Origin of the sequence: Pseudonocardia kongjuensis (assembly GCF_039526905.1) — a bacterium.
Taxonomy (GTDB): domain Bacteria; phylum Actinomycetota; class Actinomycetes; order Mycobacteriales; family Pseudonocardiaceae; genus Pseudonocardia; species Pseudonocardia kongjuensis.
The window spans coordinates 99010-121786 of sequence record NZ_BAAAJK010000024.1 but is presented as its reverse complement, the minus strand read 5'-3'; the positions used below and the strand labels follow the sequence as shown (position 1 = coordinate 121786).

The 22777-nt window shown below is 74.1% G+C and carries 22 protein-coding genes and 1 pseudogene; 19 read left to right on the top strand and 4 right to left on the bottom strand.

Features of this window, described 5'->3' with window-relative positions:
- Window positions 1-223 precede the first annotated feature (223 nt).
- The 7 genes and pseudogenes from acs to ABD160_RS20670 all read left to right on the top strand — a co-directional run bounded on the left by acs (window position 224) and on the right by ABD160_RS20670 (window position 7365).
- Complete coding sequence (acs, locus tag ABD160_RS20700; protein ID WP_344024956.1) at window positions 224-2206, top strand: acetate--CoA ligase; 1983 nt, start codon at window positions 224-226, stop codon at window positions 2204-2206.
- A 62-nt stretch (window positions 2207-2268) separates the two neighbouring features.
- Window positions 2269-2705: pseudogene (arfB, locus tag ABD160_RS20695) on the top strand (alternative ribosome rescue aminoacyl-tRNA hydrolase ArfB).
- Window positions 2706-2797: 92 nt separating this feature from the next.
- Complete coding sequence (locus ABD160_RS20690) at window positions 2798-3313, top strand: phage holin family protein (RefSeq protein WP_344024954.1); 516 nt, start codon at window positions 2798-2800, stop codon at window positions 3311-3313.
- Between the two features lie 7 nt (window positions 3314-3320).
- Window positions 3321-4265, top strand: coding sequence for an alpha/beta fold hydrolase (locus ABD160_RS20685; protein ID WP_344024952.1), 945 nt, complete (start codon window positions 3321-3323; stop codon window positions 4263-4265).
- A gap of 82 nt (window positions 4266-4347) precedes the next feature.
- Window positions 4348-5607 carry a phosphoribosylamine--glycine ligase gene (purD, locus tag ABD160_RS20680; protein ID WP_344024950.1) on the top strand — a complete coding sequence of 420 codons (1260 nt, stop codon included), beginning with the start codon at window positions 4348-4350 and terminating at the stop codon, window positions 5605-5607.
- Between the two features lie 232 nt (window positions 5608-5839).
- The gene (locus ABD160_RS20675; protein ID WP_344024948.1) at window positions 5840-6052 is read left to right on the top strand and encodes a hypothetical protein; all 213 of its coding nucleotides are present in this window, start codon (window positions 5840-5842) and stop codon (window positions 6050-6052) included.
- A gap of 128 nt (window positions 6053-6180) precedes the next feature.
- Window positions 6181-7365, top strand: a complete 1185-nt coding sequence (locus ABD160_RS20670) for a pyridoxal phosphate-dependent aminotransferase (RefSeq protein ID WP_344024946.1) — start codon at window positions 6181-6183, stop codon at window positions 7363-7365.
- Window positions 7366-7443: 78 nt separating this feature from the next.
- Here the strand turns inward: ABD160_RS20670 and ABD160_RS20665 are convergent, their stop codons facing one another.
- A complete protein-coding gene (locus tag ABD160_RS20665) occupies window positions 7444-8640 on the bottom strand; it encodes a threonine aldolase family protein (RefSeq protein WP_344024944.1) in 1197 nt (398 codons plus the stop codon).
- Window positions 8641-8759: 119 nt separating this feature from the next.
- Here ABD160_RS20665 and ABD160_RS20660 point away from each other — a divergent pair, with 119 nt between their 5' ends.
- From ABD160_RS20660 to ABD160_RS20650, 3 genes are read left to right on the top strand one after another with little or no spacing between them, the layout of a single operon-like run.
- A complete protein-coding gene (locus tag ABD160_RS20660; RefSeq protein ID WP_344024942.1) occupies window positions 8760-9344 on the top strand; it encodes a TetR/AcrR family transcriptional regulator in 585 nt (194 codons plus the stop codon).
- Window positions 9345-9397: 53 nt separating this feature from the next.
- Window positions 9398-10816, top strand: coding sequence for an adenylosuccinate lyase (gene purB, locus ABD160_RS20655; RefSeq protein WP_344024940.1), 1419 nt, complete (start codon window positions 9398-9400; stop codon window positions 10814-10816).
- Window positions 10813-11673, top strand: a complete 861-nt coding sequence (locus ABD160_RS20650; RefSeq protein ID WP_344024938.1) for a phosphoribosylaminoimidazolesuccinocarboxamide synthase — start codon at window positions 10813-10815, stop codon at window positions 11671-11673. The genes purB and ABD160_RS20650 overlap by 4 nt, the downstream gene beginning before the upstream one ends.
- A gap of 265 nt (window positions 11674-11938) precedes the next feature.
- Here the strand turns inward: ABD160_RS20650 and ABD160_RS20645 are convergent, their stop codons facing one another.
- Complete coding sequence (locus ABD160_RS20645; protein ID WP_344024936.1) at window positions 11939-12889, bottom strand: sugar-binding transcriptional regulator; 951 nt, start codon at window positions 12887-12889, stop codon at window positions 11939-11941.
- A gap of 156 nt (window positions 12890-13045) precedes the next feature.
- Between ABD160_RS20645 and ABD160_RS20640 the strand changes: the two genes are divergently transcribed.
- The 6 genes from ABD160_RS20640 (at window position 13046) to ABD160_RS20615 (ending at window position 19233) form a co-directional block, all read left to right on the top strand.
- A complete protein-coding gene (locus tag ABD160_RS20640; protein WP_344024935.1) occupies window positions 13046-14143 on the top strand; it encodes an alcohol dehydrogenase catalytic domain-containing protein in 1098 nt (365 codons plus the stop codon).
- A gap of 11 nt (window positions 14144-14154) precedes the next feature.
- Window positions 14155-15462: an RbtT/DalT/CsbX family MFS transporter gene (locus ABD160_RS20635; RefSeq protein ID WP_344024934.1), complete on the top strand. Its 1308-nt coding sequence runs from the start codon at window positions 14155-14157 to the stop codon at window positions 15460-15462.
- Window positions 15459-17171, top strand: a complete 1713-nt coding sequence (locus ABD160_RS20630) for a dihydroxyacetone kinase family protein (protein ID WP_344024933.1) — start codon at window positions 15459-15461, stop codon at window positions 17169-17171. Before ABD160_RS20635 ends, ABD160_RS20630 begins: the two co-directional genes overlap by 4 nt.
- Complete coding sequence (locus ABD160_RS20625) at window positions 17168-17674, top strand: ribose-5-phosphate isomerase (protein WP_344024931.1); 507 nt, start codon at window positions 17168-17170, stop codon at window positions 17672-17674. Before ABD160_RS20630 ends, ABD160_RS20625 begins: the two co-directional genes overlap by 4 nt.
- Window positions 17674-18393, top strand: a complete 720-nt coding sequence (locus ABD160_RS20620; RefSeq protein ID WP_344024929.1) for a GolD/DthD family dehydrogenase — start codon at window positions 17674-17676, stop codon at window positions 18391-18393. Before ABD160_RS20625 ends, ABD160_RS20620 begins: the two co-directional genes overlap by 1 nt.
- Window positions 18394-18471: 78 nt before the next feature.
- Complete coding sequence (locus ABD160_RS20615) at window positions 18472-19233, top strand: DUF2334 domain-containing protein (RefSeq protein WP_344024927.1); 762 nt, start codon at window positions 18472-18474, stop codon at window positions 19231-19233.
- A 69-nt stretch (window positions 19234-19302) separates the two neighbouring features.
- On the opposite strand, the gene ABD160_RS20610 is transcribed toward ABD160_RS20615, so the two are convergent.
- Window positions 19303-19662 carry a VOC family protein gene (locus tag ABD160_RS20610; protein ID WP_344024925.1) on the bottom strand — a complete coding sequence of 120 codons (360 nt, stop codon included), beginning with the start codon at window positions 19660-19662 and terminating at the stop codon, window positions 19303-19305.
- 186 nt (window positions 19663-19848) lie between these two features.
- Here ABD160_RS20610 and ABD160_RS20605 point away from each other — a divergent pair, with 186 nt between their 5' ends.
- Window positions 19849-20709 (top strand): alpha/beta fold hydrolase, encoded by an 861-nt coding sequence (locus ABD160_RS20605; protein WP_344024923.1) that lies wholly within the window; start codon window positions 19849-19851, stop codon window positions 20707-20709.
- A 12-nt stretch (window positions 20710-20721) separates the two neighbouring features.
- Here the strand turns inward: ABD160_RS20605 and ABD160_RS20600 are convergent, their stop codons facing one another.
- Complete coding sequence (locus ABD160_RS20600) at window positions 20722-21738, bottom strand: NAD-dependent epimerase/dehydratase family protein (protein ID WP_344024921.1); 1017 nt, start codon at window positions 21736-21738, stop codon at window positions 20722-20724.
- 90 nt (window positions 21739-21828) lie between these two features.
- On the opposite strand from ABD160_RS20600, the gene purS reads away from it, so the two are divergent.
- Window positions 21829-22062 carry a phosphoribosylformylglycinamidine synthase subunit PurS gene (purS, locus tag ABD160_RS20595; RefSeq protein ID WP_344024919.1) on the top strand — a complete coding sequence of 78 codons (234 nt, stop codon included), beginning with the start codon at window positions 21829-21831 and terminating at the stop codon, window positions 22060-22062.
- Entirely contained in the window at window positions 22059-22739 is a 681-nt protein-coding gene (purQ, locus tag ABD160_RS20590) for a phosphoribosylformylglycinamidine synthase subunit PurQ (protein WP_344024918.1), read from the top strand. The genes purS and purQ overlap by 4 nt, the downstream gene beginning before the upstream one ends.
- Window positions 22740-22777 lie beyond the last annotated feature (38 nt).

Here is a 22777-nt window from a genome sequence, read left to right as displayed (position 1 = left end):
GGTCCGCGGCCTCGCCGATGCGCCGTGGTCGTCGTCGGCCTGTCGCAACCCCGATGACCTGGGACGACGCCGCCGCCCGCCGGTCGGTGCGGAAACCACCCGTCCCGTCGGACGGTGCACGGCGCCATCCGGTTCACTAGCGTCGTCACGCACACGTGCGCACCCTGGTGGGTACGCAGGCCGAGAGGCCGGAATCACGCCGCGTCAAGGAGGACACGAGGACATGGCCGAGTCCGAGAAGAGCTCAGGAACCAGCTCAGCACTGAGCGCACTGTCCACCGAGAGCCGCTCGTTCCCGCCGCCCGAGGAGTTCGCGGCTCAGGCCAACGCCACCGCCGAGTGGTACGAGCGCGCCGAGTCCGACCGCGACGGGTTCTGGGCGGAGCAGGCCGACCGCCTGCACTGGACCAAGCGCTGGGACACCGTCCTGGAATGGGAGGCACCGTTCGCGAAGTGGTTCGTCGGCGGCGAGCTGAACGTCGCCTACAACTGCGCCGACCGGCACGTCGAGGCCGGCAACGGGGACCGGGTCGCGATCCACTGGGAGGGCGAGCCCGGCGACTCCCGCACCATCACCTACGCCGACCTGCAGCGCGAGGTCTCCAAGACCGCGAACGCGCTCGCCGCGCTCGGCGTCGGCAAGGGCGACCGGGTGGCGATCCAGCTGCCGATGATCCCCGAGGCGGTCTTCTCGATGCTGGCCTGCGCCCGGCTGGGCGCGCTGCACAGCGTCGTCTTCGGCGGGTTCTCGCCGGGCGCGCTGAAGGCCCGGATCGAGGACGCCGAGGCGAAGCTGCTGATCACCAGCGACGGCCAGTACCGGCGCGGCAAGCCGGCGCCGATGAAGGAGAACACCGACGAGGCCGTCGCGGGCACCACGATCGAGCACGTGCTCGTCGTGAAGCGCACCGAGACCGACGTCCCGTGGACCGACGGCCGCGACGTCTGGTGGCACGACGCCGTCGACTCGGCCTCCGACCAGCACACCCCGGAGTCGTTCGACTCCGAGCACCCGCTGTTCATCCTCTACACCTCGGGGACCACGGGTAAGCCGAAGGGCATCCTGCACACCTCCGGCGGGTACCTGACGCAGTCCGCGTACACCCACAACGTCGTGTTCGACCACAAGCCGGGCGAGAGCGTCTACTGGTGCACCGCCGACATCGGCTGGGTCACCGGGCACACCTACATCGTCTACGGGCCGCTGGCGAACGGCGCCACCCAGGTGATCTACGAGGGCACCCCGAACACCCCGCACGAGGGCCGGCACTGGGAGATCGTCGACAAGTACGGCGTCACCATCTACTACACGGCGCCGACGCTGATCCGGACGTTCATGAAGTGGGGCGAGGACATCCCCGCCAAGTACGACCTGTCGTCGCTGAAGGTGCTCGGCACGGTCGGCGAGCCGATCAACCCCGAGGCCTGGATGTGGTTCCGGGAGAAGATCGGCAAGGATCGCTGCCCGATCGTCGACACCTGGTGGCAGACCGAGACCGGTTCGCAGATGATCGCCCCGCTGCCGGGCGTCACCGCGACGAAGCCGGGCTCGGCGATGCGGCCGCTGCCCGGCATCTCGGCGACCGTCGTCGACGACTCGGGCACCCCGGTCGGCAACGGCGAGGGCGGCTACCTGGTGCTCGACCAGCCGTGGCCGTCGATGCTGCGCGGGATCTGGGGCGACAACGAGCGCTACCGCGACACCTACTGGTCCCGGTTCGCCGAGCAGGGCTACTACTTCGCCGGTGACGGCGCGAAGTACGACGACGACGGCGCCATCTGGCTGCTCGGCCGGGTGGACGACGTGATGAACGTGTCCGGGCACCGCATCTCCACCACCGAGGTGGAGTCGGCGCTGGTCAGCCACCCCACGGTGGCGGAGGCCGCGGTCGTCGGCGCGTCCGACGAGACCACCGGGCAGGGCATCGTCGCGTTCGTCATCCTGCGCGGCAGCGCGGCGAAGGACGGCGGCGAGGACGCCATCAAGGCGCTGCGCGACCACGTGTCGAAGGAGATCGGCCCGATCGCGAAGCCGCGCCAGATCATGGTCGTCGAGGAGCTGCCGAAGACCCGCTCCGGCAAGATCATGCGCAGGCTGCTGCGCGACGTGGCGGAGAACCGCGAGGTCGGCGACGTCTCGACGCTGGCGGACTCGTCGGTGATGGACCTGATCTCCACCGGCATGAAGGACTCCAAGGAGGAGTGACCCCGCAGCGGTGACCCGGCGGCCCCGGCGCGATCGTCGCGTCCGGGGCCGTCGGTGTCACCATGCCCGTCGTGGACTCCGACGGGATACGGGTGCGGCGCGGCCTCGTCGTGCCCGAACGGGAGCTGTCCTGGCGGTTCTCCCGCGCCTCCGGGCCGGGCGGGCAGGGCGTCAACACGACCGACTCCCGGGTCGAGCTGTCGTTCGACCTGGCCGGCTCGCCGAGCGTCCCGGAGGACCTGCGGGCACGCGCGCTGGAGCGGCTGCGGAACCGGCTGACCGGCGGCGTCCTGACGATCGTCGCCGCCGAGCACCGCAGCCAGCTCCGCAACCGGAGGCCGCCCGCGCGCGACTCGCCGCCGTCCTGGGGGAGGCCACGGCCCCCGAACCGCGCACCCGACGGCCCACCCGTCCCACCGCCGGGTCGAAACGCCGCAGGCTGGACGCGAAGAACCGGCGGGGGCAGATCAAGAAGCTGCGCGGCCGCCCGGACGAGTGAGGAGCCGGGACCGGCGTGGCGCGGGCGAGCGGGCGATGGTCCCCCGTGGCACGATGGCGGCTCACTGATCGCCGAGCGCAGGAGGGAAGACGGTGGCCAGCAACAGCCAGTCGGGCAACGCGGAGGTTCCGCCGGTCCTGCCCTCGATCCCGCTCTCCCCGGAGCCGGGGCCGCGGGACGCGTCCCTCGGGGCGCTCGCCAAGGACGTCACCACGCACCTGTCCACGCTGGTCCGGTCCGAGGTCGAGCTGGCCAAGGCCGAGGTCACCGCCGAGGTGAAGAAGGGCGTCCAGGGCAGCGTCTTCTTCGTGATCGCCGCGGTGATCGCGCTGTTCAGCCTGTTCTACCTGTTCTTCACCCTCGCCGAGTTCCTGTCGCTGTGGCTCAACCGGGCGGCCGGGTTCGGCATCACGTTCCTGGTCATGCTGCTGCTCGCCGGGCTGTTCGGCTTCCTCGGCTACCTGCGCGTCCGCAAGATCCGCAAGCCGGAGCGGACCATCGACTCGCTGAAGGACTCCGCCCAGGTGCTGTCCCAGCGCGGCCGCGGCGGTGACAACGTGCGCGAGCTGACCGACGGCCCGTCCGGACGGCACGCCGCAGCGGGCTGACCCCCCGGTGGGCCGCGACGGGCCGGCCGATCCCGCGCTGGTGCGGATCGACGGTCCGTGGACGCACCGTGCGGTGTCGGCCAACGGCATCCGGATCCACGTGGCCGAACACGGCCCCGCCGACGGCCCGCTGGTCGTGCTGCTGCACGGCTTCCCCGAGTTCTGGTGGACCTGGCGGCACCAGCTGCGCGCGCTCGGCGACGCCGGCTTCCACGCCGTCGCCCCCGACCTGCGCGGCTACGGCGACACCGACAAGCCCCCGCGCGGCTACGACCTCTGGACCCTCGCCGGTGACTGCGCCGGCCTGATCCGGGCGCTGGGGGAGCGGCGGGCGCACGTCGTCGGGCACGACTGGGGTGCGGCGATCGCCTGGAGCGTGACGGCGCTGCACCCGCGGCTGGTGCGTTCGCTGACCGCGCTCGGCGCCCCGCACCCGGTGACGATGCGGGACGCGGTGCTGCGCGATCCGCTCGGTCAGGGCCGGGCCAGCCGGTACATGGCGGGCTTCCAGGTCCCGCGGCTGCCGGAGCGCTCGCTGCGCGCCGGGCACGGCGCCCGGGTCGGGGCGATCATGCGCGCCTGGGCCGGGCCGGAGTGGGCGACGACCGCGGATTTCGCCGGTGCGGTGGCCCGGAACCGGGAGGCGATCCGGATCTCCACCGTCGCGCACTGCGCGCTGGAGTACTACCGGTGGGCGGTGCGGTCGCTGTTCCGCCCGGAGGGCCACCGGTTCGCCCGCGCCGTGTCCGGCCCGGTCGGCGTCCCGGTGCTCCAGGTGCACGGCGCCGACGATCCCTGCGTGCTGGACACCACGATGCGCCGCACCCGCCGGTTCGCCGGTGCCGGGTTCGACCACCACGCCCTCCCGCGCACCGGGCACTTCCCGCAGCAGGAGCGCCCGGAGCGGGTCACCGGGCTGATCCTGGACCGGCTGGCCGGCACCCCGGGCTGAGCCCGTCCCCGGACGGCGCTCCCAGCACCCGGACCGATGCCGGTGGCGCGGCCCGGGACATGCGCAGATACGCTCGACGACCGTGCGAATCCTGGTCGTGGGAAGCGGCGCGCGCGAGCACGCCATCGCGGTGTCCTTGGCGCAGGACCCGGGGGTGACGGCCCTCGCCTGCGCCCCGGGCAACGCGGGGACGGCGGCGGTCTCCGAGCAGCTGGGTCTGGACGTGGCCGACAACGACGCCGTCGTGTCGGTCGCCCGGACCTGGCAGGCGGACCTGGTCGTCATCGGACCCGAGGTACCGCTGGTCAACGGTGCCGCCGACGCGGTCCGGGCCGCGGGGATCCGGTGCTTCGGCCCGGGCCGCGAGGCGGCCCGCATCGAGGGCTCGAAGGCGTTCGCGAAGTCCGTGATGAGCTCGGCCGGCGTGCCGACGGCGTCCTCGGTGGTGGTGGACAACCCCGCGCACCTGGACACCGCGCTGAGCGTGTTCAGCCCGCCGTACGTGGTGAAGGACGACGGCCTGGCCGCCGGCAAGGGCGTCGTCGTGTCCGACGACATCGAGATCGCCAGGGCGCACGCGCTGGGCCTGCTCGACGCGGGCCATCCGGCGCTGCTCGAGTCGTTCCTGGACGGCCCGGAGGCGTCGCTGTTCTGCCTGGTCGACGGTTCCACCGTGGTGCCGCTGCTGCCGGCGCAGGACTTCAAGCGGGTCGGCGACGGCGACACCGGCCCGAACACCGGCGGCATGGGCGCCTACTGCCCGCTGCCGTGGGCCGGCGCCGACCTGACCGACGAGCTGGTGGAGAAGATCGTCCGGCCGGTCGCGGTCGAGCTGGAGAAGCGCGGCGCCCGGTTCTCCGGCCTGCTCTACGCCGGTCTCGCGCTCACCTCGCAGGGCCCGGCGGTGATCGAGTTCAACTGCCGCTTCGGCGACCCGGAGACGCAGGCGGTGCTGGCGCTGCTGCGCACGCCGCTGGCCGGGCTGCTGTACGCGACGGCGACCGGGACGCTCGCCGAGCAGCCGGCGCCGGAGTGGTCGGACGGGTCCGCGGTGACCGTCGTCGTCGCCGCCGAGGGCTATCCGGCGACCCCGCGGCTCGGCGACGTGATCACCGGCGCGGACGGCGAGGGCGTGCTGCACGCCGGCACCCGGCGACGGGACGACGGCGCGGTCGTGTCCTCCGGCGGGCGGGTGCTGTCGGTGGTCGGGACGGGCGCCGATCTGGCCGCCGCGCGGGCCGACGCGTACGCGCGGCTGGCCCCGGTCCGGCTCGCCGGATCGCACCACCGGACCGACATCGGGCTCAGGGCCGAGCGCGGCGAGGTCCACATCCCGGGATGATGTTGCCGGGAGGTTACCGCCGTATGGCGTAGTGACCTTGCTCTAAATGGAGTAACAAGCCGATTGACCAGGACGATCTTGTCCAGGCCCTGGTCGTTGCCGCGGGCCGTGTAGAAAGATCTTGAACACGGTGTAAAACCGGACATCATGGTTTGATCGATCCGGTGCGGGGCGGAATCGTTCCGTGTCACGGGGGCACAGCCGGTGCCCTCGAGACACAGGAGGATCCATCATGGCCAACGCTCCCCAGCCGGCCCGTCGTCGTCGCGCCCTGACCCTGGTCGGTGCCGCGATCGCCGCCCCGCTCGCCACCCTGGCGTTCACGGGCTCGGCCCAGGCCGCCGAGCTGACCCCGGTCGCCGAGTACCTCGACGCCGCGGTCGCCGACACCAGCGCGCAGATCGGTGCCGCCCTCGACGAGCTGGGCCTCGCCGCGGCGGAGTGACACCGCGCGGGTTCTGCCCCTCACGGGGCGGGCTCCCGGCCCGCGCACCGGTGTGATCCGGGCCCGGCACCCCCCACGGCGGCGGAGGTGCCGGGCCCGGCGCACGTCCACCGGCCTACCCTCGACAGGTGACCGGATCGACCGCCTCCCAGCTCACCGTCGCCGCCCGGGCCGCGGTGGCCCCGTTCCACGTGATGGACGTCTGGGCGGCCGCCGCGCAGCGGGCCCGCACGCACGGCGACCTGATCAACCTCTCGGCCGGGCAGCCGTCGACCCCGGCGCCCGAGCCGGTCCGCCGGGCCGCCGCCGAGGCGCTGAACTCCGAGGTGCTCGGCTACACCGTCGCCCCCGGCATCCCGGAGCTGCGCGCCGCCGTGGCCGGCCACTACCGGCGGACCGCGGGCGTGACCGTCGACCCGGACGACGTCGTGCTGACCACCGGCTCGTCCGGCGGATTCCTGCTGGCCTTCCTCGCCGCGTTCGACGCGGGCGACCGGGTCGCGCTGGCCCGGCCCGGCTACCCCTGCTACCGCAACATCCTCACCGCGCTGGGCTGCGAGGTCGTCGAGCTGCCGTGCGGGCCGGCGACCCGGTTCCAGCCGACCGTCGCGATGCTGGAGGAGCTCGACGAGCCGGTGAAGGGCCTGATCCTGGCCAGCCCGGCGAACCCGACCGGCACCGTGCTGGAGCCGGCCGAGCTGGCGGCGCTCGCGTCGTACTGCGAGGGCCGCGGGATCCAGCTGGTCAGCGACGAGATCTACCACGGCATCACGTTCCCCGGCTCGCCCGCGACGGCCTGCGCCTGGGAGACCTCGCGGGAGGCGCTGCTGGTGAACTCGTTCTCCAAGTACTTCTCGATGACGGGCTGGCGGCTGGGCTGGCTGGTCTGCCCGCCGCGGCTGCGCCGCACCGTCGAGGGCCTGGCCGGGAACTTCACCGTCTGCCCGCCCGCGCTGCCGCAGCACGCCGCGCTGGCCGCGTTCGACGAGGCGAGCTACGCCGAGGCGGACGCGCACGTCGTCCGGTACGGGCACAACCGGGACCTGCTGCTGGCCGGGCTGCGCGGGATCGGGATCGACCGGCTGGCACCGGCCGACGGCGCGTTCTACGTCTACGCCGACGTCGCGCACCTGCTGCGCCCCGGCGAGGACTCGATGGCGCTGACCTACCGGCTGCTCGACGAGACCGGGATCGCGGTCGCGCCCGGGCCGGACTTCGATCCGGTCGACGGCGGGGGCTACCTGCGGTTCTCCTGCGCCGGGACGTCCGAGGGGATCACCGCGGCGCTGGACCGGCTGCGCGCCTGGGTGTGACCGGCCGATCAGTGCCGATCAGTGCCGATCGGTGCCGGTCGGTGCCGGTCAGTGCTGATCGGTGCAGGTCGGTGCCGGTCAGCCCAGTGCGGTGCGCGGCGTCTGCTCCGGCACGTCGCGGGAGCGGCCGAGATGGGCCGGCGGCGCCCCCGGCGATCCGGTGCTGGCCGGGCCGACCTCCCCGATCCGGTCCAGGGCGGCGGCGATGTGCCGCTCGGTGACGTCCCGGTGGGTCATCAGCCGCAGCTTCCCGGCGATCGCGCCGGCGCGCACCCCGGCCTCGCGGAACGCGGCGATCGTGCCGCGCAGGTCGGCCACGTCGAGCAGCACGATGTTGGTCTGCGGCTCCCGGACCCGCCAGCCGCGTTCGCGCAGGCCCGCGGCGAGCGTGGTGGCCAGCGCGTGGTCCTCGGCGAGCCGGTCGACGTCCTCCAGGGCGACCAGCCCGGCCGCGGCCAGCACGCCACCCTGCCGGACGCCGCCGCCCAGCATCTTGCGCAGCCGCCGGGCCTGCTCGGTGAACTCCGCCGATCCGGCGACGACCGACCCGACCGGGGCGCCGAGACCCTTGCTCAGGCAGACCGCGACGGTGTCCGCGCCGACCGTGAGCGCGCCGGGCGGCACGCCGAGCGCGACGGCGGCGTTCCACAGCCGGGCGCCGTCGAGGTGCACCGAGAGCCGGGCGGCGCGGGCGGCCGCGGCGACGGCCGCGTGCTCCTCGGGCGCGGTCACCGTGCCGCCCGCCGAGTTGTGCGTGTTCTCCAGGCAGAGCAGCGTCGGCCGGAGCGCGGCGTAGGAGCCGTTGTCGGCGGTGTCCACCGCGGCCCGCCGCACCGCGTGCGGGGTGATCTTGCCGGGACCGCCGTCGTGCGGCAGCGGCCGCGGCATCCCGCCGGCCAGCCAGGCGGCCGTCCCGAGCTCGAAGTCGAGCACGTGCGCGCCGAGCGGGGCCAGGAACGACTCGCCGCGGCCGAGCCGGCTCATCAGCGCGATCAGGTTCGCCATCGACCCGGTCGGCGTCCACAGCGCGTCGGTGGCGCCGAGCAGGCCGGCGACCCGCTCCTCGAGCTCGCGCATCGTCGGATCGCGGTCGAGCACGTCGTCGGCGACCTCGGCGGCCGCCATCGCCTTGCGCATCGCGGGCGTCGGTGCGGTCACGGTGTCCGAGCGGAGGTCGATCGGCTCGGCCGGATCCACCGCGGGGGCGCCGCGCAGTGGGCTTCGCGAGGCTCGGCGGCTGCGAGGTGACGGGCGCACGCCCTCAGTGTCGGTCATCCGCGTCCGGAGCGACACGGCAGGGTCACGAAAAGGTCACGGATGACGCCCTCACCTGGGAGAGGAGACGCGGGGCAACTCACTCGAAAGAATGCCGCCGCGGCAGGCAGGATGACCCCATGGCGGCCCCCGGTAAACAGACGGAGAAGGGTGAGCGGCGGCGCGCGCTGCTCGTCGCGGCAGCCGCGGAGCTGCTCGCGGAGGGGGGCTTCGACGCGATCCGGCACCGTGCCGTCGCCGAGCGGGCCGGGGTGCCGCTGGCCGCGACCACCTACTACTTCTCCTCGCTGGAGGACCTGGTCGGCGCCGGCCTGGACCGGCTGGGCCGCGAGGAGCTGGCCGACGCGCGCCGCTGCCTCGACATCCGGGACGACCCGGCCGAGATCGTGCTCGACCTGCTGCTCGGCCCGCGCTCGCGGAACGAGGGACTGGGCGCGGTGCTGCGCCGGTTCGAGCGGCTGATCGGCTCCGGGCACCGGCCGTTCCTGGCCGGGCTGCTGCGCGCCCAGCGGGTCGAGTTCGACTCCCTGCTCGACGAGGCGCTCACCCGCACGGCGGGCCGCCGTCCGCGGCCGGGCGAGGTGCGCCGGGTGACCGCGCTGGTCGACGGCATGGTGCTGACCGCCCTGATCGAGGCCGAGCAGGATCCGCGCGGGGTGGCCCGCGACGCGTTGCGCGAGGCGATCGGCGAGCAGTCCGTGTGAGCCGGGGCTCCCGCCCGCCCCACCCGTCCGACCAGCGATTATCATCGCGCCACGTGATTCCCAACGTGCTGGCCGCGCGCTACGCGAGTCCCGAGCTGGTCCGGCTCTGGTCCCCCGAGTACAAGATCGTGCTGGAGCGACGGCTGTGGATCGCGGTCCTGCGCGCCCAGCGTGACCTGGGCATCGAGGTGCCGTCGTCGGTGATCGACGACTACGAGGCCGTCGTCGAGCAGGTCGACCTGGCCTCGATCGCCGATCGCGAGCGGATCACCCGGCACGACGTGAAGGCCCGGATCGAGGAGTTCAACGCCCTCGCCGGCCACGAGCACGTGCACAAGGGGATGACCAGCCGGGACCTCACCGAGAACGTCGAGCAGCTGCAGATCCGGCTGTCCCTGGAGCTGGTCGCCGACCGCACGGTCGCGGTCCTGGCCCGGCTGGGCCGGCGCGCCGCCGAGTACGCCGAGCTGGTCATGGCCGGCCGCAGCCACAACGTCGCCGCGCAGACGACCACGCTGGGCAAGCGCTTCGCCTCGGCCGCCGACGAGCTGCTCGTCGCGCACGCCCGGCTCGACGACCTGCGCTCGCGCTACCCGCTGCGCGGCATCAAGGGCCCGATGGGCACCAGCCAGGACATGCTGGACCTGCTCGACGGCGACCCGGCGAAGCTCGACGAGCTGGAGCAGAGGGTCGCGACGCACCTCGGGTTCGCCGAGGCGTTCACCAGCGTCGGCCAGGTCTACCCGCGCTCGCTGGACCACGACGTCGTCACCGCGCTGGTGCAGCTCGCCGCGGCCCCGTCGTCGCTGGCCACCACGATCCGGCTGATGGCAGGCGCCGAGCTCGCCACCGAGGGCTTCGCCCCGGGGCAGGTCGGGTCGTCCGCCATGCCGCACAAGATGAACGCGCGTTCCGCGGAACGCATCAACGGCCTGATGACCATCCTGCGCGGACTCTCGGTGATGACCGCGGACCTGGCCGGCGCCCAGTGGAACGAGGGCGACGTCAGCTGCTCCGTCGTCCGCCGGGTCGCCCTGCCGGACGCCTTCTTCGCGCTCGACGGCCTGTTCGAGACCACGCTGACCGTGCTCGACGAGTTCGGCGCCTACCCGGCGGTGATCGCCCGCGAGCTGGACCGCTACCTGCCCTTCCTCACGACGACCGCGGTGCTGATGGCCGCCGTGCGGGCCGGGGTCGGCCGGGAGACCGCGCACGAGGTGATCAAGGAGCACGCGGTCGCCGTCGCGCTGGCGATGCGCGAGCAGGGCCAGGCCGACAACGACCTGCTCGCCCGGCTCGCCGCCGACGACCGGCTCGGGCTCCCCGCCGGCACGCTCGACGGGCTGCTCGACGATCCGCTGCGCTTCACCGGGGCGGCGGCCGCGCAGGTCGCCGCGGTCACCGAGCGGATCGCGGCGATCACCGCCAAGAACCCGGAGGCGGCCGCCTACACCCCCGGAGGGATCCTGTGAGGCTGATCCACTCGGGCAAGGTCCGCGAGCTCTACCTCGACGAGTCGGTGGACCCGGCGGAGCTGCTGCTGGTCGCCTCCGACCGGCTCTCGATCTACGACGTGGTGCTCCCGACCCCGGTCCCGGACAAGGGCGCGATCCTCACCGCGCTGTCGCTGTTCTGGTTCGACCGGACCGCCGATCTCGTCCCCAATCACGTCATCGGCACGCACGACATCCCGGCCGCGTTCGCCGGGCGGGCGGTGCGCTGCCGCCCGCTGGACATGCTGCCGGTGGAGTGCATCGCCCGCGGCTACCTCACCGGCCTGGGCCTGAAGGAGTACCAGAAGGACGGCACCGTCTCCGGCGTGCGGCTGCCGGACGGCCTCGTCGAGGGCTCCCGGCTGCCCGAGCCGATCTTCACCCCGACCACCAAGGCGGCGGTCGGCGAGCACGACGAGTTCATGACCTTCGACGACGTCGTCGCGCTGGTCGGCGCGGACACCGCCGAGCGGCTGCGCGCGCTGACCCTGGAGGTCTACCGGCGCGGCGCCGAGTCGGCCGCCGCCGGCGGCATCCTGGTCGCCGACACCAAGCTGGAGTTCGGCCGGGACACCGACGGCGAGATCGTCCTCGGCGACGAGGTGCTCACCCCGGACTCGTCCCGGTTCTGGCCCGCCGACTCCTACCAGCCCGGGCGCCCGCAGTTCTCCTTCGACAAGCAGTACGTGCGCGACTGGTCGGCCGGCCTGGACTGGGACCGCACCGCGCCCGGCCCGGAGGTGCCCGACGACGTGGTGAAGGTCGTCCAGGACCGCTACGCCGAGGTGTACCGGAGGATCACCGGGACGGCCTGGGAGTCGCCGGTCACCGGCTGAGGCCTCCTCCGGCGGGTGTTGTCGCGTGACACCCGCGGAGGAGCTCCACCACGAGCGGGTCATCGCGGTGCCCGAAACAGTGGGCCGACCCGGACCGACTGTCCGGGTTCGACGGTCAGCTACGGCCGTCGAGTGCGTGCTCGGTCGCGGCCAGGATCGTGTCCCACGGGAGCGGGCGGTTCGCCGGTGCACGTCCCGGCTCGTGGAGCTCCCAGACTCCGGGCCCTTCGATCAGCCGCACCCCCGCGCCCCGGCCGGCGCCGTCTCACCCCCCGCCCAGCGCCTCCAGCAGCGCCCGCGCCGTCGGGGCGTCGGTGACGAGCCGGTTGAACAGCCCGGCCCGCGCCCCGCCGACGATGCTCGGCACCTTCTCCGCCCCGACGGCCACCGCGATCGTCCGCGGCACCTTCCGCAGCTCGTCGGGGGAGATCCGGACCATCCGGTCGCTGCCCGGGAACGCGATCTCGCCGCCGTCGGCGCGGTAGAAGTTCAGGCACACGTCGCCGGCGCCGGCGCGCAGCCCCTCGTCGTCCAGCGGGACCGAGGTGGAGATCGACTCGCGCCCGGCGGGCGGCGCCCCGACGCCGACCAGCGCGGCCTGCGCCCGGCCCCAGAACCCGGTGACCCGCCGGAACTCGGGGTCCTCGGCGAGCGTGTGCCGCATCGCCGGTGACGGCATGGCCTGGGTGAACAGGAAGTGCGGGTGCGCCTGCATCCGTTCGGCGAGCGCCCGGGTGATCTCGTTGGTCTGGTGCCACGCCTCCGGCTCGGCGACGCCGCCGACGGTCGGCACGATCTCGCAGCCGGGGAACGGGGGCAGCGCCTCGTGGCTGATCTCCCACACGGTCCGGCCGGAGGACACCAGCAGCACGTCGCCGGGGGCGAGCGCGGCCTCGCGCAGCGCCTCGCCGACCGGCTCGGCGAGCGCCGGGCCGAGTGGGTCCGCCGTGTACGGCGCCAGCCACACCCGCTCGACGCCGAGTGCCGCGGCCAGCCGGACCGCGTCGTCGCCGCCGGTGGCCAGGGTGTCCGGGTCGTGCACGGTGATCCGGACGATGCCGACCCGCCGGGCCTCGGCGAGCAGCCGGGACACCGTCGGCCGGGACACCGTCAGCCGCTCCGCGATCGCGGCCTGGTTGAGGTCGTCGAGGTAGTACAGCCGCGCCGCCCGGTGCATCAGGGCCAGGTCGCGGCGGGTGAGCCCACGCGGCGCCATCGCCGGCCTCCCTTCGTCGTGGCCGATCCTGCCGCACCACCGTACTGCACGTTTGTTCATCATGGAACCGATGTGTTGACGGATGTTCACAACAGAACGCATGCTCAGAACCAGCGTTCATGCAGAGATCCGCATGGCACCAATGGAGGTTCTGCCGTGGCTGTCGATACAGCGATTCCCGCCCGGATGCAGGCCGTCGTCGTGCACGGCCCGGAGGACTACCGGCTGGAGGAGGTGGACGTCCCGAAGCCGGACGCGGGAGAGCTGCTCATGCAGGTCGAGGCCGTCGGCGTCTGCGCCAGCGATCTCAAGTGCTACCACGGCGCCGCCAAGTTCTGGGGCGACGAGAACCGCCCCGCCTGGGCGCAGACCGGCGTGACCCCGGGCCACGAGTTCGTCGGCCGGATCGTCGGCGGCGACGACGCCGGGCTCGCCCGGCACGGCGTCGCGCTCGGCGACCGGGTCGCCTGCGAGCAGATCGTGCCCTGCGAGGAGTGCCGCTACTGCCTGCGCGGCCAGTACTGGATGTGCGGGCCGCACGACATGTTCGGCTTCCGCAACTTCAACGGCGCGATGGCCCAGTACATGCTGGTCCCGACCCGCGCCCGGGTGCACCGGGTCTCGCCGGACCTGGAGCCGCAGCACGCCGCGTTCGCCGAGCCGCTGTCCTGCGCGCTGCACGCGGTCGAGCGGGCCACCATCTCCTTCGACGACGTGGTGGTCGTCGCCGGCTGCGGCCCGATCGGGCTGGGCCTGATCGCCGGCGCCCGCGCCAAGAACCCGCGGCTGCTGATCGCGCTGGACCTCGACGACGACAAGCTGGAGCTGGGCCGGCGCACCGGTGCCGATCTCACGATCAACATCGGCCGGGAGGACGCCGTCGCCCGGGTCAGGGAGCTGACCGACGGCTACGGCGCCGACGTCTACCTGGAGGGCTCCGGCGCCGTCCCGGCCGTCGCGCAGGGCCTCAACCTGCTGCGCAAGCTGGGCACCTTCGTCGAGTACTCGGTCTTCGGGTCCGACGTGACAGTGGACTGGTCGATCATCTCCGACGACAAGGAGCTCGACGTCCGCGGCGCCCACCTCGGCCCGCACTGCTGGCCCGCCGCGATCAAGATGCTGGAGGACGGCAAGCTCCCGGTCGCCGACATCTGCACCCACCAGGTGCCGCTCGCGGAGTTCCAGAAGGCCCTCGACCTGGTCGGCGACACCTCCGGTGCGTCGGTGAAGGTCTCGATCCTCCCGAACGCGTGAGGGGGCCGGACGTGAAGGAGACCTTCCTCGACCGGCTCGGCATCCCGCACTCGCTGCGCTGGGGATTCCTCGGCCTGCTGGTCTTCATGACCGGCAACGGCACCGAGTCGAACTTCATCTCGCCGCACATCGAGGCGGTCCTCGGCTCGCCCGAGGCCACCGTCGCCACGATCATCTCGATGTACGGCCTCGCCGTGCTCGTCGCCAGCTACCTGGCCGGCGCGCTCGCCGACCTGTGGGGGCCGCGCCGGGTGATGACCCTCGGCGTCGTCGTCTGGGTCGTGTTCGAGGTGCTCTTCCTGCTGAGCCTGCAGGCGGAGAGCTTCTGGGGCGTCGTCATCACCTACTTCCTGCGCGGCTTCGGCTACCCGCTGTTCGCCTTCGCCTTCCTGGTGTGGGTCACCGCGGTCACCCCGTACTCCCGCAACGGCGCCGCCGTCGGCTGGTTCTACGTGATGTTCACCGGCGGCCTGCCCACCCTGGGCTCGCTGTTCGCGATCGGCATGATCCCGGCGTTCGGCGGCGGGACCGGCGGCGAGACCGCCGCGATGGTCGGCGCGACCGCGCTCGTCGTCGCCGGCTGGGCGATCTGCCACTTCGGCGTCCACGAGGGACACGCCCACCGGCGCCTCGCCCCGGCCGGCGAGACCAGCGCCCAGGTGCTCACCGCCGGCCTGCGGCTGACCGCGAAGAACCCGCGGATCCTGATGGGCTTCCTGGTCCGGCTGATCAACACCGCGCCGCAGTACGGCATGTTCGTCATCCTGCCGACCGTCATCGCCGTCGACCTCGGCTGGGGCCAGAACCGCTGGCTGACCATGACCGTGTTCGTCTACGCGACGAACATCCTGGTCAACGCCGTGTTCGGCTGGGTCGGCGACAGGTGGGGCTGGCGCCGCACCGTGCAGTGGTTCGGCGTGTTCGGCTCCGCCGTGGGCCTGCTGCTCTGGTGGTACGTGCCGCAGGCCGTCCCGGCCGGCTCCACCTGGGGCTTCTGGGTCTCCGTCGCGGCCGGCTGCGTCTTCGGCTGCCTGCTCGCCGGGTTCGTCCCGATGGGCGCGATCATGCCCGCGCTGGCACCCGACCACAAGGGAGCCGCGATGGCCATGTACACCACCGCGGCCGGTGGCGCCGCGTTCCTGGGCGCGGCCGTCGTCGCGATCATGCTGGCGCTCGGCACCGGCAACGTCGGCGTCGTCTGGGCCTTCGTCGCCCTCTACGGGGCCGCCTTCGTGATGATGTACTGGCTCGACGTCCCCCAGCGCGCGGAGGACCTGCCCACCTCGGCCGACTCCGCCGGAGTGGGTGAGCGCGCATGACCCGCATCTACGACGACCCGGCCGAGTTCGCCGACGACCAGCTCGCCGGTTTCCTCGATCTCTACGCCGACCGTGTCCGAGGGGTGCACGGCGGCGTGGTCGCCCACCGCGGCGACGACCCGCAGGTCGCGGTGGTGATCGGCGGCGGATCGGGCCACTACCCGGCGTTCTGCGGGACGGTCGGGCCCGGCCTGGCGCACGGCGCCGTGGTCGGCAACATCTTCACCTCGCCGTCGGCGGCCCAGGCGTACTCCGTCGGCCGGGCCGCCGACCAGGGCCGCGGCGTGATCTTCAGCTTCGGCAACTACGCCGGCGACGTGATCAACTTCGGGATCGCCGCCGAGCGGCTGCGCGCCGACGGGATCGACGCCCGGATCGTGGTCGTCACCGACGACATCGCCTCCGCCGCCGACGAGGAGCGCCGCCGCGGCATCGCGGGCGACTTCACCGTGTTCAAGGTGATGGGCGCCGCCGCCGCGCGCGGCCACGACATCGACGAGGTGGAACGCCTCGGCCGGGCCGCGAACGCCGCGACCCGCACCCTGGGCGTCGCCTTCGCCGGCTGCACCATGCCCGGCGAGGACGAGCCGCTGTTCACCGTGCCGGACGGGCATCTCGGGCTCGGCCTGGGCATCCACGGCGAGCCCGGGATCCGGGACGTCCCGATGCTGCCCGCCCGCGAGCTCGCCGACCTGCTGGTCGACGACGTCCTGAAGGCCGCCCCGGCCGGCGCGGGCAGCCGGGTCGGCGCGATCCTCAACGGACTCGGGACGACCAAGTACGAGGAGCTGTTCCTGCTCTGGGGGCACGTCGCGCGGCGGCTGCGCGACGCCGGGTACGAGATCGTCGATCCCGAGGTCGGCGAGCTCGTGACCAGCCTGGACATGGGCGGCTGCTCGCTCACCCTGATGTGGCTCGACGACGAGCTGGACCCGCTGTGGCGGGCCGACGCCTACACCCCCGCCTACCGCAAGGCCGGCGCGCCGCTGGCCGGGCTGCGCGCCCCGAGCAGCGACGAGCTGGCCGGCGCGCAGGCCGCCGTCACCGCGCCGGAGGCGGGCGAGGCCGCCCGCCGGCTGGCCGGCACCGTGCGCGACGCGCTCGCCGCCGTCGAGGCGACGGTCCGGGAGCACGAGCACGAGCTCGGCCGGATCGACGCCGTCGCCGGGGACGGCGACCACGGCCGCGGCATGCTCAAGGGGATCACCGCCGCGACCGCGCGGATCGCCGACCTCGGTCCCGAGGTCGGCGGCGGCTGGCTGCTCCAGCAGGCCGGCCAGGCCTGGGCCGAGCGGGCGGGCGGCACCTCCGGCGTGCTCTGGGGGGCCGCGCTGGAGTCGTTCGGCCGGCATCTCGGCGACTCCGCGGACGGCTACCCGGCCGACGTCGTCGCCGCCGGCGTCCGCGAGTTCGCGAGCACCATCGAGCAGCTCGGCGGGGCCCGGCCGGGCGACAAGACGCTGCTCGACGCGCTGCTGCCGTTCGCCGACGACCTGCAGCGACGGGTCGCGGCGGGCGCGGACCTCGCCACCGCCTGGACCGCCGCCGCGGACAGCGCGACGGCGGGCGCGCGGGACACCGCCGAGCTGCGCCCGCGGATCGGGCGCGCCCGGCCGCTGGCCGAGAAGAGCGTGGGGACGCCCGACGCGGGGGCGACCTCGATGGCGCTGATCGTCACCGCGGTCGGACGAGTTCTGGAGGACGGATGAGCGACAAGCTGCGCATCGTGGTCGGTGCCGACGACGCCGGGTTCGACTACAAGGAACGGCTCAAGGCCGATCTGCAGGCCGACGACCGGGTCGCCGAGGTGATCGACGTCGGGGTGGCCGCCGACGGGCACACCGCCTACCCGCACATCGGGGTGGCCGCGGCCCGCAAGGTCGCCGACGGCGAGGCCGATCGCGCGCTGCTGGTCTGTGGCACCGGGCTCGGCGTGGCGATCTCGGCGAACAAGGTGCCCGGCATCCGGGCGGTGACCGCGCACGACCCGTTCTCGGTGGAGCGCTCGGTCAAGTCCAACGACGCCCAGGTGCTCTGCTTCGGGCAGCGCGTGGTCGGCATCGAGCTGGCCCGCAAGCTCGCCTCGGACTGGCTGGACCACCGGTTCGACCCGCAGTCCGCGTCGGCCGAGAAGGTCGCCGCGCTGGACGGCTACGACCGGCGGGACGGCGAGCGCACCGCCGCGGCCGGGACGGTGGGGACGGACTGCTGATGTTCGACCTGACGGGCCGGGTGGCCCTGGTGACCGGCGCCGCCTCCGGGATCGGCGCCGAGGTGGCGGGCGCGCTCGCCGCGCAGGGCGCCGTCGTCGCCGGGGCCGACCTGCGCACCGACGGGCTCGGCGGGTGCACCTCGGCGCACCGGGTGGACGTCGCCGATCCGGACTCGGTGCGCGCCTGCGTGGACGAGGTGCTCGACCGGCACGGCCGGCTCGACGTGCTGGTCAACTCGGCCGGGCTGGCGCTGCTCGCGCCCGCCCTGGAGCTGGGTGTCGACGAGTGGCGCCGGACCCTCGACGTCAACCTGACCGGATCGTGGCTGATGGCGCAGGCCGCCGGCCGGGTGATGGTGGAGCAGGGCCACGGCCGGATCGTGAACCTGGCGTCCCAGGCGGCGAGCAGCGGGCTGGAGAAGCATGCGGCCTACTGCGCGTCGAAGGCCGGGATCAACGGGCTCACCCGCACCCTCGCCGTGGAGTGGGGGCCGCACGGGGTGACCGTGAACGCGGTGTCGCCGACCGTCGTGCTCACCGCGCTGGGCCGCGAGGTCTGGGACAACCCGGCCGGCGACGCGCACCGCGCCGAGATCCCCGCCCGGCGGTTCGCCGAGCCGTCCGAGATCGCCGCGGCCGTGGTGTACCTGGCGTCGGCCGAGGCGGCGATGGTGAACGGCGCCGAGCTGCGCGTCGACGGCGGGTTCACCGCCCGCTGAGCGACCGCCGGTCGTTCGTCGCCGGGCCGACCCGCGCGGCTCACACCGCGTTCATCCCGGTGCGCTGTCATGGCGGGCATGGGAACGCTGCTGGTCTCGCTGTCCGGCCTCACCGACGGCGACGACGCCGACCGCGCCCGCGCCGTCGCCTTCGCCGTCGAGCTGGACCGGCGCGGGGTGCCGCTCACCCACCTGGTGCAGCCCCGCGCCGCCGGCGCGCCGCCGCTGCGCCGCGCCGACGACCTGGTCCGCTGGATCGCCGGCCGGGTCGGCGCCGGCGACGACCTGCTGCTGCACGGCTACGACCACACCGCCGACCCGGTCGGGGCCTGGCAGAACGGTTCGGTCCCGCGGATCGGGCGGCGCACCGAGTTCGGCGCGCTGCCCCGGCACGAGGCGCTGCTGCGGCTGACCGCCGCGCGCCGGGTGCTCACCGCGACCGGCCTGTCCACCGACGGCTTCGCGGCGCCCGGCTGGACGGCGTCCGCGGGCACCGTCGCGGCACTCCCCGAGCAGGGGTTCACCCTGTGTGCGGACGAGACCGCGATCCGGTCCACGCTCCCCGGCGGACCCGTCCTGCGGGCCAGGGTGCTGACCTTCCGCAGCTCCGAGCCGTGGCTGCGGGCCGAGCCGGCGGCGGGCGGCAGGCGGGCGCTGCCGGCCCAGGCGCTGCGCTCGGTCAGGCGGGCAGGCGTCGTGCGGATCGGCTTGCGCGCCAAGGACCTCCGGAAGCCGCACCGGGTCGGGGCCGCGCTCGAGGCGATCGACGCCGCCCGCTCCGCCGGTGCCGTCGGGTCGGTGCACCGCGGGCTGTTCCCGGTGGTCGCGGCGGCCGCGTGACAGCACCCGCCCACCGGGTTGTCCACAGTGTGTGTGTCCTGTGGACAACCCCGGTCGCCTGTGGATGGATCAGCTGCGGTGCTCGCCGAGCACGCAGAACTCGTTGCCCTCGGGATCGGCCAGCACGGTCCACGGCTGGTCCCCGTGCTGGCCCACGTTGATCCGGGTCGCGCCCAGCATCAGCAGCCGGGCGACCTCGGAGTCGCGCACGCCGTCCGGCCGCAGGTCGATGTGCATCCGGTTCTTCGTCCGTTTGCCCTCCGGCACCGGCACGAAGGTGATCCCCGGGGCGCCACCGCGGACCGGCCGGATGGAGAACTCGCGCGGCGACACGGCGACGACCTCCCAGTCGAGCGCCTCGGCCCACCAGCGGCCCAGCCGTTCCGGGTCGCGGGCGTCGAGGACCACCTGCTCCCAGGTCATGCCCATCGGAGGTGTCCCGCCGGTCCCCGGCCGGTGACCGGTGCGGGGCAGGGCGGGCCCGCCGGATCGTGCGTGTGGCTGCGGTGCATGCGACCAGCATCCCCGGTCCGTCCGCGCTCGTCCGAGCGGGTGACGTGGGTCGTTGCTCACGCGGCACCGATGAGAACGCCGTCCCGGCCCGGTCGGGGATGCATGGACACGCACACCCTCGACGTCGGTGACGCCGTCATCGCCTACGACGTGCACGGCCCCGATCCAGCGCCGGGCGACCGGCCGCTGCTCGCGATCGCCCAGCCGATGGACGCCACCGGGTTCCGCTCGCTCGCCGCGCAGCTGCCGGAGCGCCGGGTCGTCGCCTACGATCCGCGCGGGATCGGCCGGAGCACCCGGCGGGACGGGCGCACCGATCACGACCCGCAGGTGCAGGCCGCGGACGTGCACGCGCTGATCGGCGCCATCGGCGGGCCGGTGGACCTGCTGGCGAGCAGCGGGGGTGCGGTCACGGCGCTGGCGCTGGTCGCCGCGTACCCCGCCGATGTCCGGGTCCTGGTCGCGCACGAGCCACCGCTGATCGACGAGCTGCCGGACGCGGCGGCCGCCCGGCGGGCGTGGCGCGGGGTGCGGGAGGTCTACGACGCGAAGGGCCACGGCGCCGGGATGGCCGCCTTCATCGCGCTGACCTCCTGGTCCGGCGAGTTCACCGACGACTACTTCGCCGCCGGGCCGCCGGATCCGGCCGCGTTCGGCCTGCCCACCGACGACGACGGCTCCCGCGACGACCCGCTGCTGTCCGATCTGTCGGCGTCGGTCCTCACCCACGTCCCGGACGGGGCCGCGCTCGCCGCGGCGCCCACCCGGGTGCTGATCGCCGCCGGGGAGGAGTCCGGGGACACCCTCACCGCGCGCACCGCGCGGGCGCTCGCCGCGCGGCTCGGCCGGGAGATCGTGCTGTTCCCCAGCCACCACGGCGGATTCGCCGGCGGCGAGTTCGGTTACCCGGGCGATCCGGCCGGGTTCGCCGCCCGGTTGCGCACGGTGCTCGACGGCGGCTGAGCGGCCACCGGATCAGCCGGTGGCGTGCGCCCGCAGCACGGCCCGCTCCTCGTCGGGGGTGAGCCCGGACCGGCGGTGCCGGGCCACGCCCAGCTCCCGCTCGCGGTCCAGCGCGGCGCGCGCCGTCTCGCCGACCGACCGGACGCCGAGCCCGGCCGCCAGGGTCGCGGTGACGTCCCGGTCGGCGATGCCCCAGTGCGACTCGGGCAGCCACAGCGGCAGCGACCGCGGCCCGGCCCAGATCGCGACGTCCTCGGAGACCAGCGTCTCGGCCGGCACCCGCACCAGGTCCAGGTCCGGGGCGCCGACGGCGTCGGCGACCTGTTCCAGCACCCGGGCCAGGGTGGAGCGCGGCCCGGTGCCGTCGAAGACGCCGGTGGCGCCGGCCTCGGCGGACCGCACGATCCACTCCGCCAGATCGCGCACGTCGATGATCTGCATCGGGTGCCCCGGCACGTCCGGCACGACGGCGCGCCCGCCCCGGGCGAACCGGTTCGCCCAGTACCCGAACCGGTCCGACAGGTCCCCGGCCCCGCAGATCAGCCCGCCGCGCACGATCAGCGCCCGGTCCCCGACCCGTTCGCGCACGGCCTGCTCGCTCGCCACCTTCGCGGCGCCGTAGACCTCCGGGTCGTCGGAGTCCGGATCGGGACGGGTGTGCAGCGGACCGAGGGTGGGCTGGCCGACGGTCCCGCCGCGGACCGACGGATCGGCGTAGGCGTTGATCGACGAGACGAACGTCCAGTGCGCGGCCCGGTCGGCGAGCGCGTCCAGGGCGTCGCGCACCCAGGGCGCCGACATCGTCGCGACGTCGATCACGGCGTCGAACCCGCCTCCGGACGGCTCACCGGCCAGCGCCGCCGCCAGCGCGCCGGGCTCGGAGCGGTCCGCCTTCACCGTCGCCGCACCCGGCGGCGGCGCGCCGGAGACGCCGCGGGACACGCAGGTCACGGCATGTCCGGCGGCCAGCGCGGCCTCGGCGATCGCGCGCGAGAGGAAGACCGTCCCACCCAGCAGCAGAATCCGCATACCCGATGGTGGGGCCCGGCCCGGTGGGCTGTCATCCCCGTTCGCCGTGGGACGAGCAAGTGCCGCGGAACGAACCTCTACCCTGGTGCCGTGGCCAGAGTGGTGGTGGACGTGATGCCCAAGCCCGAGATCCTCGACGTCCAGGGACAGGCGGTGACCCGGGCGCTCGGCCGGATCGGGATCTCCGGGGTGAGCGGGGTGCGGCAGGGCAAGCACTTCGAGCTCGAGGTCGACGAGGCGATCGACGACGAGACCCTGCACCGGCTCGCCGGCTCGCTGCTGGCGAACCCGGTGATCGAGGACTGGACGGTGACCCGGCTGTGAGTCGTGTCGGCGTGATCACCTTCCCGGGCACGCTCGACGACGTCGACGCCGCCCGTGCGGTCCGGCGCGCCGGCGCCGAGGCCGTCCCGCTCTGGCACGGCGACCACGACCTGCGCGGTGTGGACGCCGTCGTCGTCCCGGGTGGCTTCTCCTACGGCGACTACCTGCGGGCCGGCGCGATCGCGTCGCTGGCGCCGATCATGCGCGAGGTCGTCGACGCGGCCGGGCGCGGCCTGCCGGTGCTCGGCATCTGCAACGGCTTCCAGATCCTCTGCGAGGCGCACCTGCTGCCCGGGGCGCTGGTCGCCAACGCCGGGCTGCACTTCCTGTGCCGGGACCTGGTGCTGACCGTGGAGAACGGCCGGACCGCGTGGACCGCCGACTACGCGGCCGGCGACCAGCTGCTGGTCCCGCTGAAGTCGCAGGAGGGCCGGTACGTGGCCGACGCCGCCACCCTCGACGAGCTGGAGGGCGAGGGCCGGGTGGTGTTCCGCTACCGCGACGGCGCCCCGAACGGCTCGGCCCGCAACATCGCCGGCGTCACCAACGCGGCCGGGAACGTGGTCGGGCTGATGCCGCACCCGGAGCACGCGACCAGCACCCTGACCGGTCCGTCCGAGGACGGTCTGGGCCTGTTCACCTCGGTGCTGAAGGCGACGGTGGCCGCCGGTTCCTGAGGCGCTGACCGGGCGGGCTGTGCTTCCGGGCACGGCCC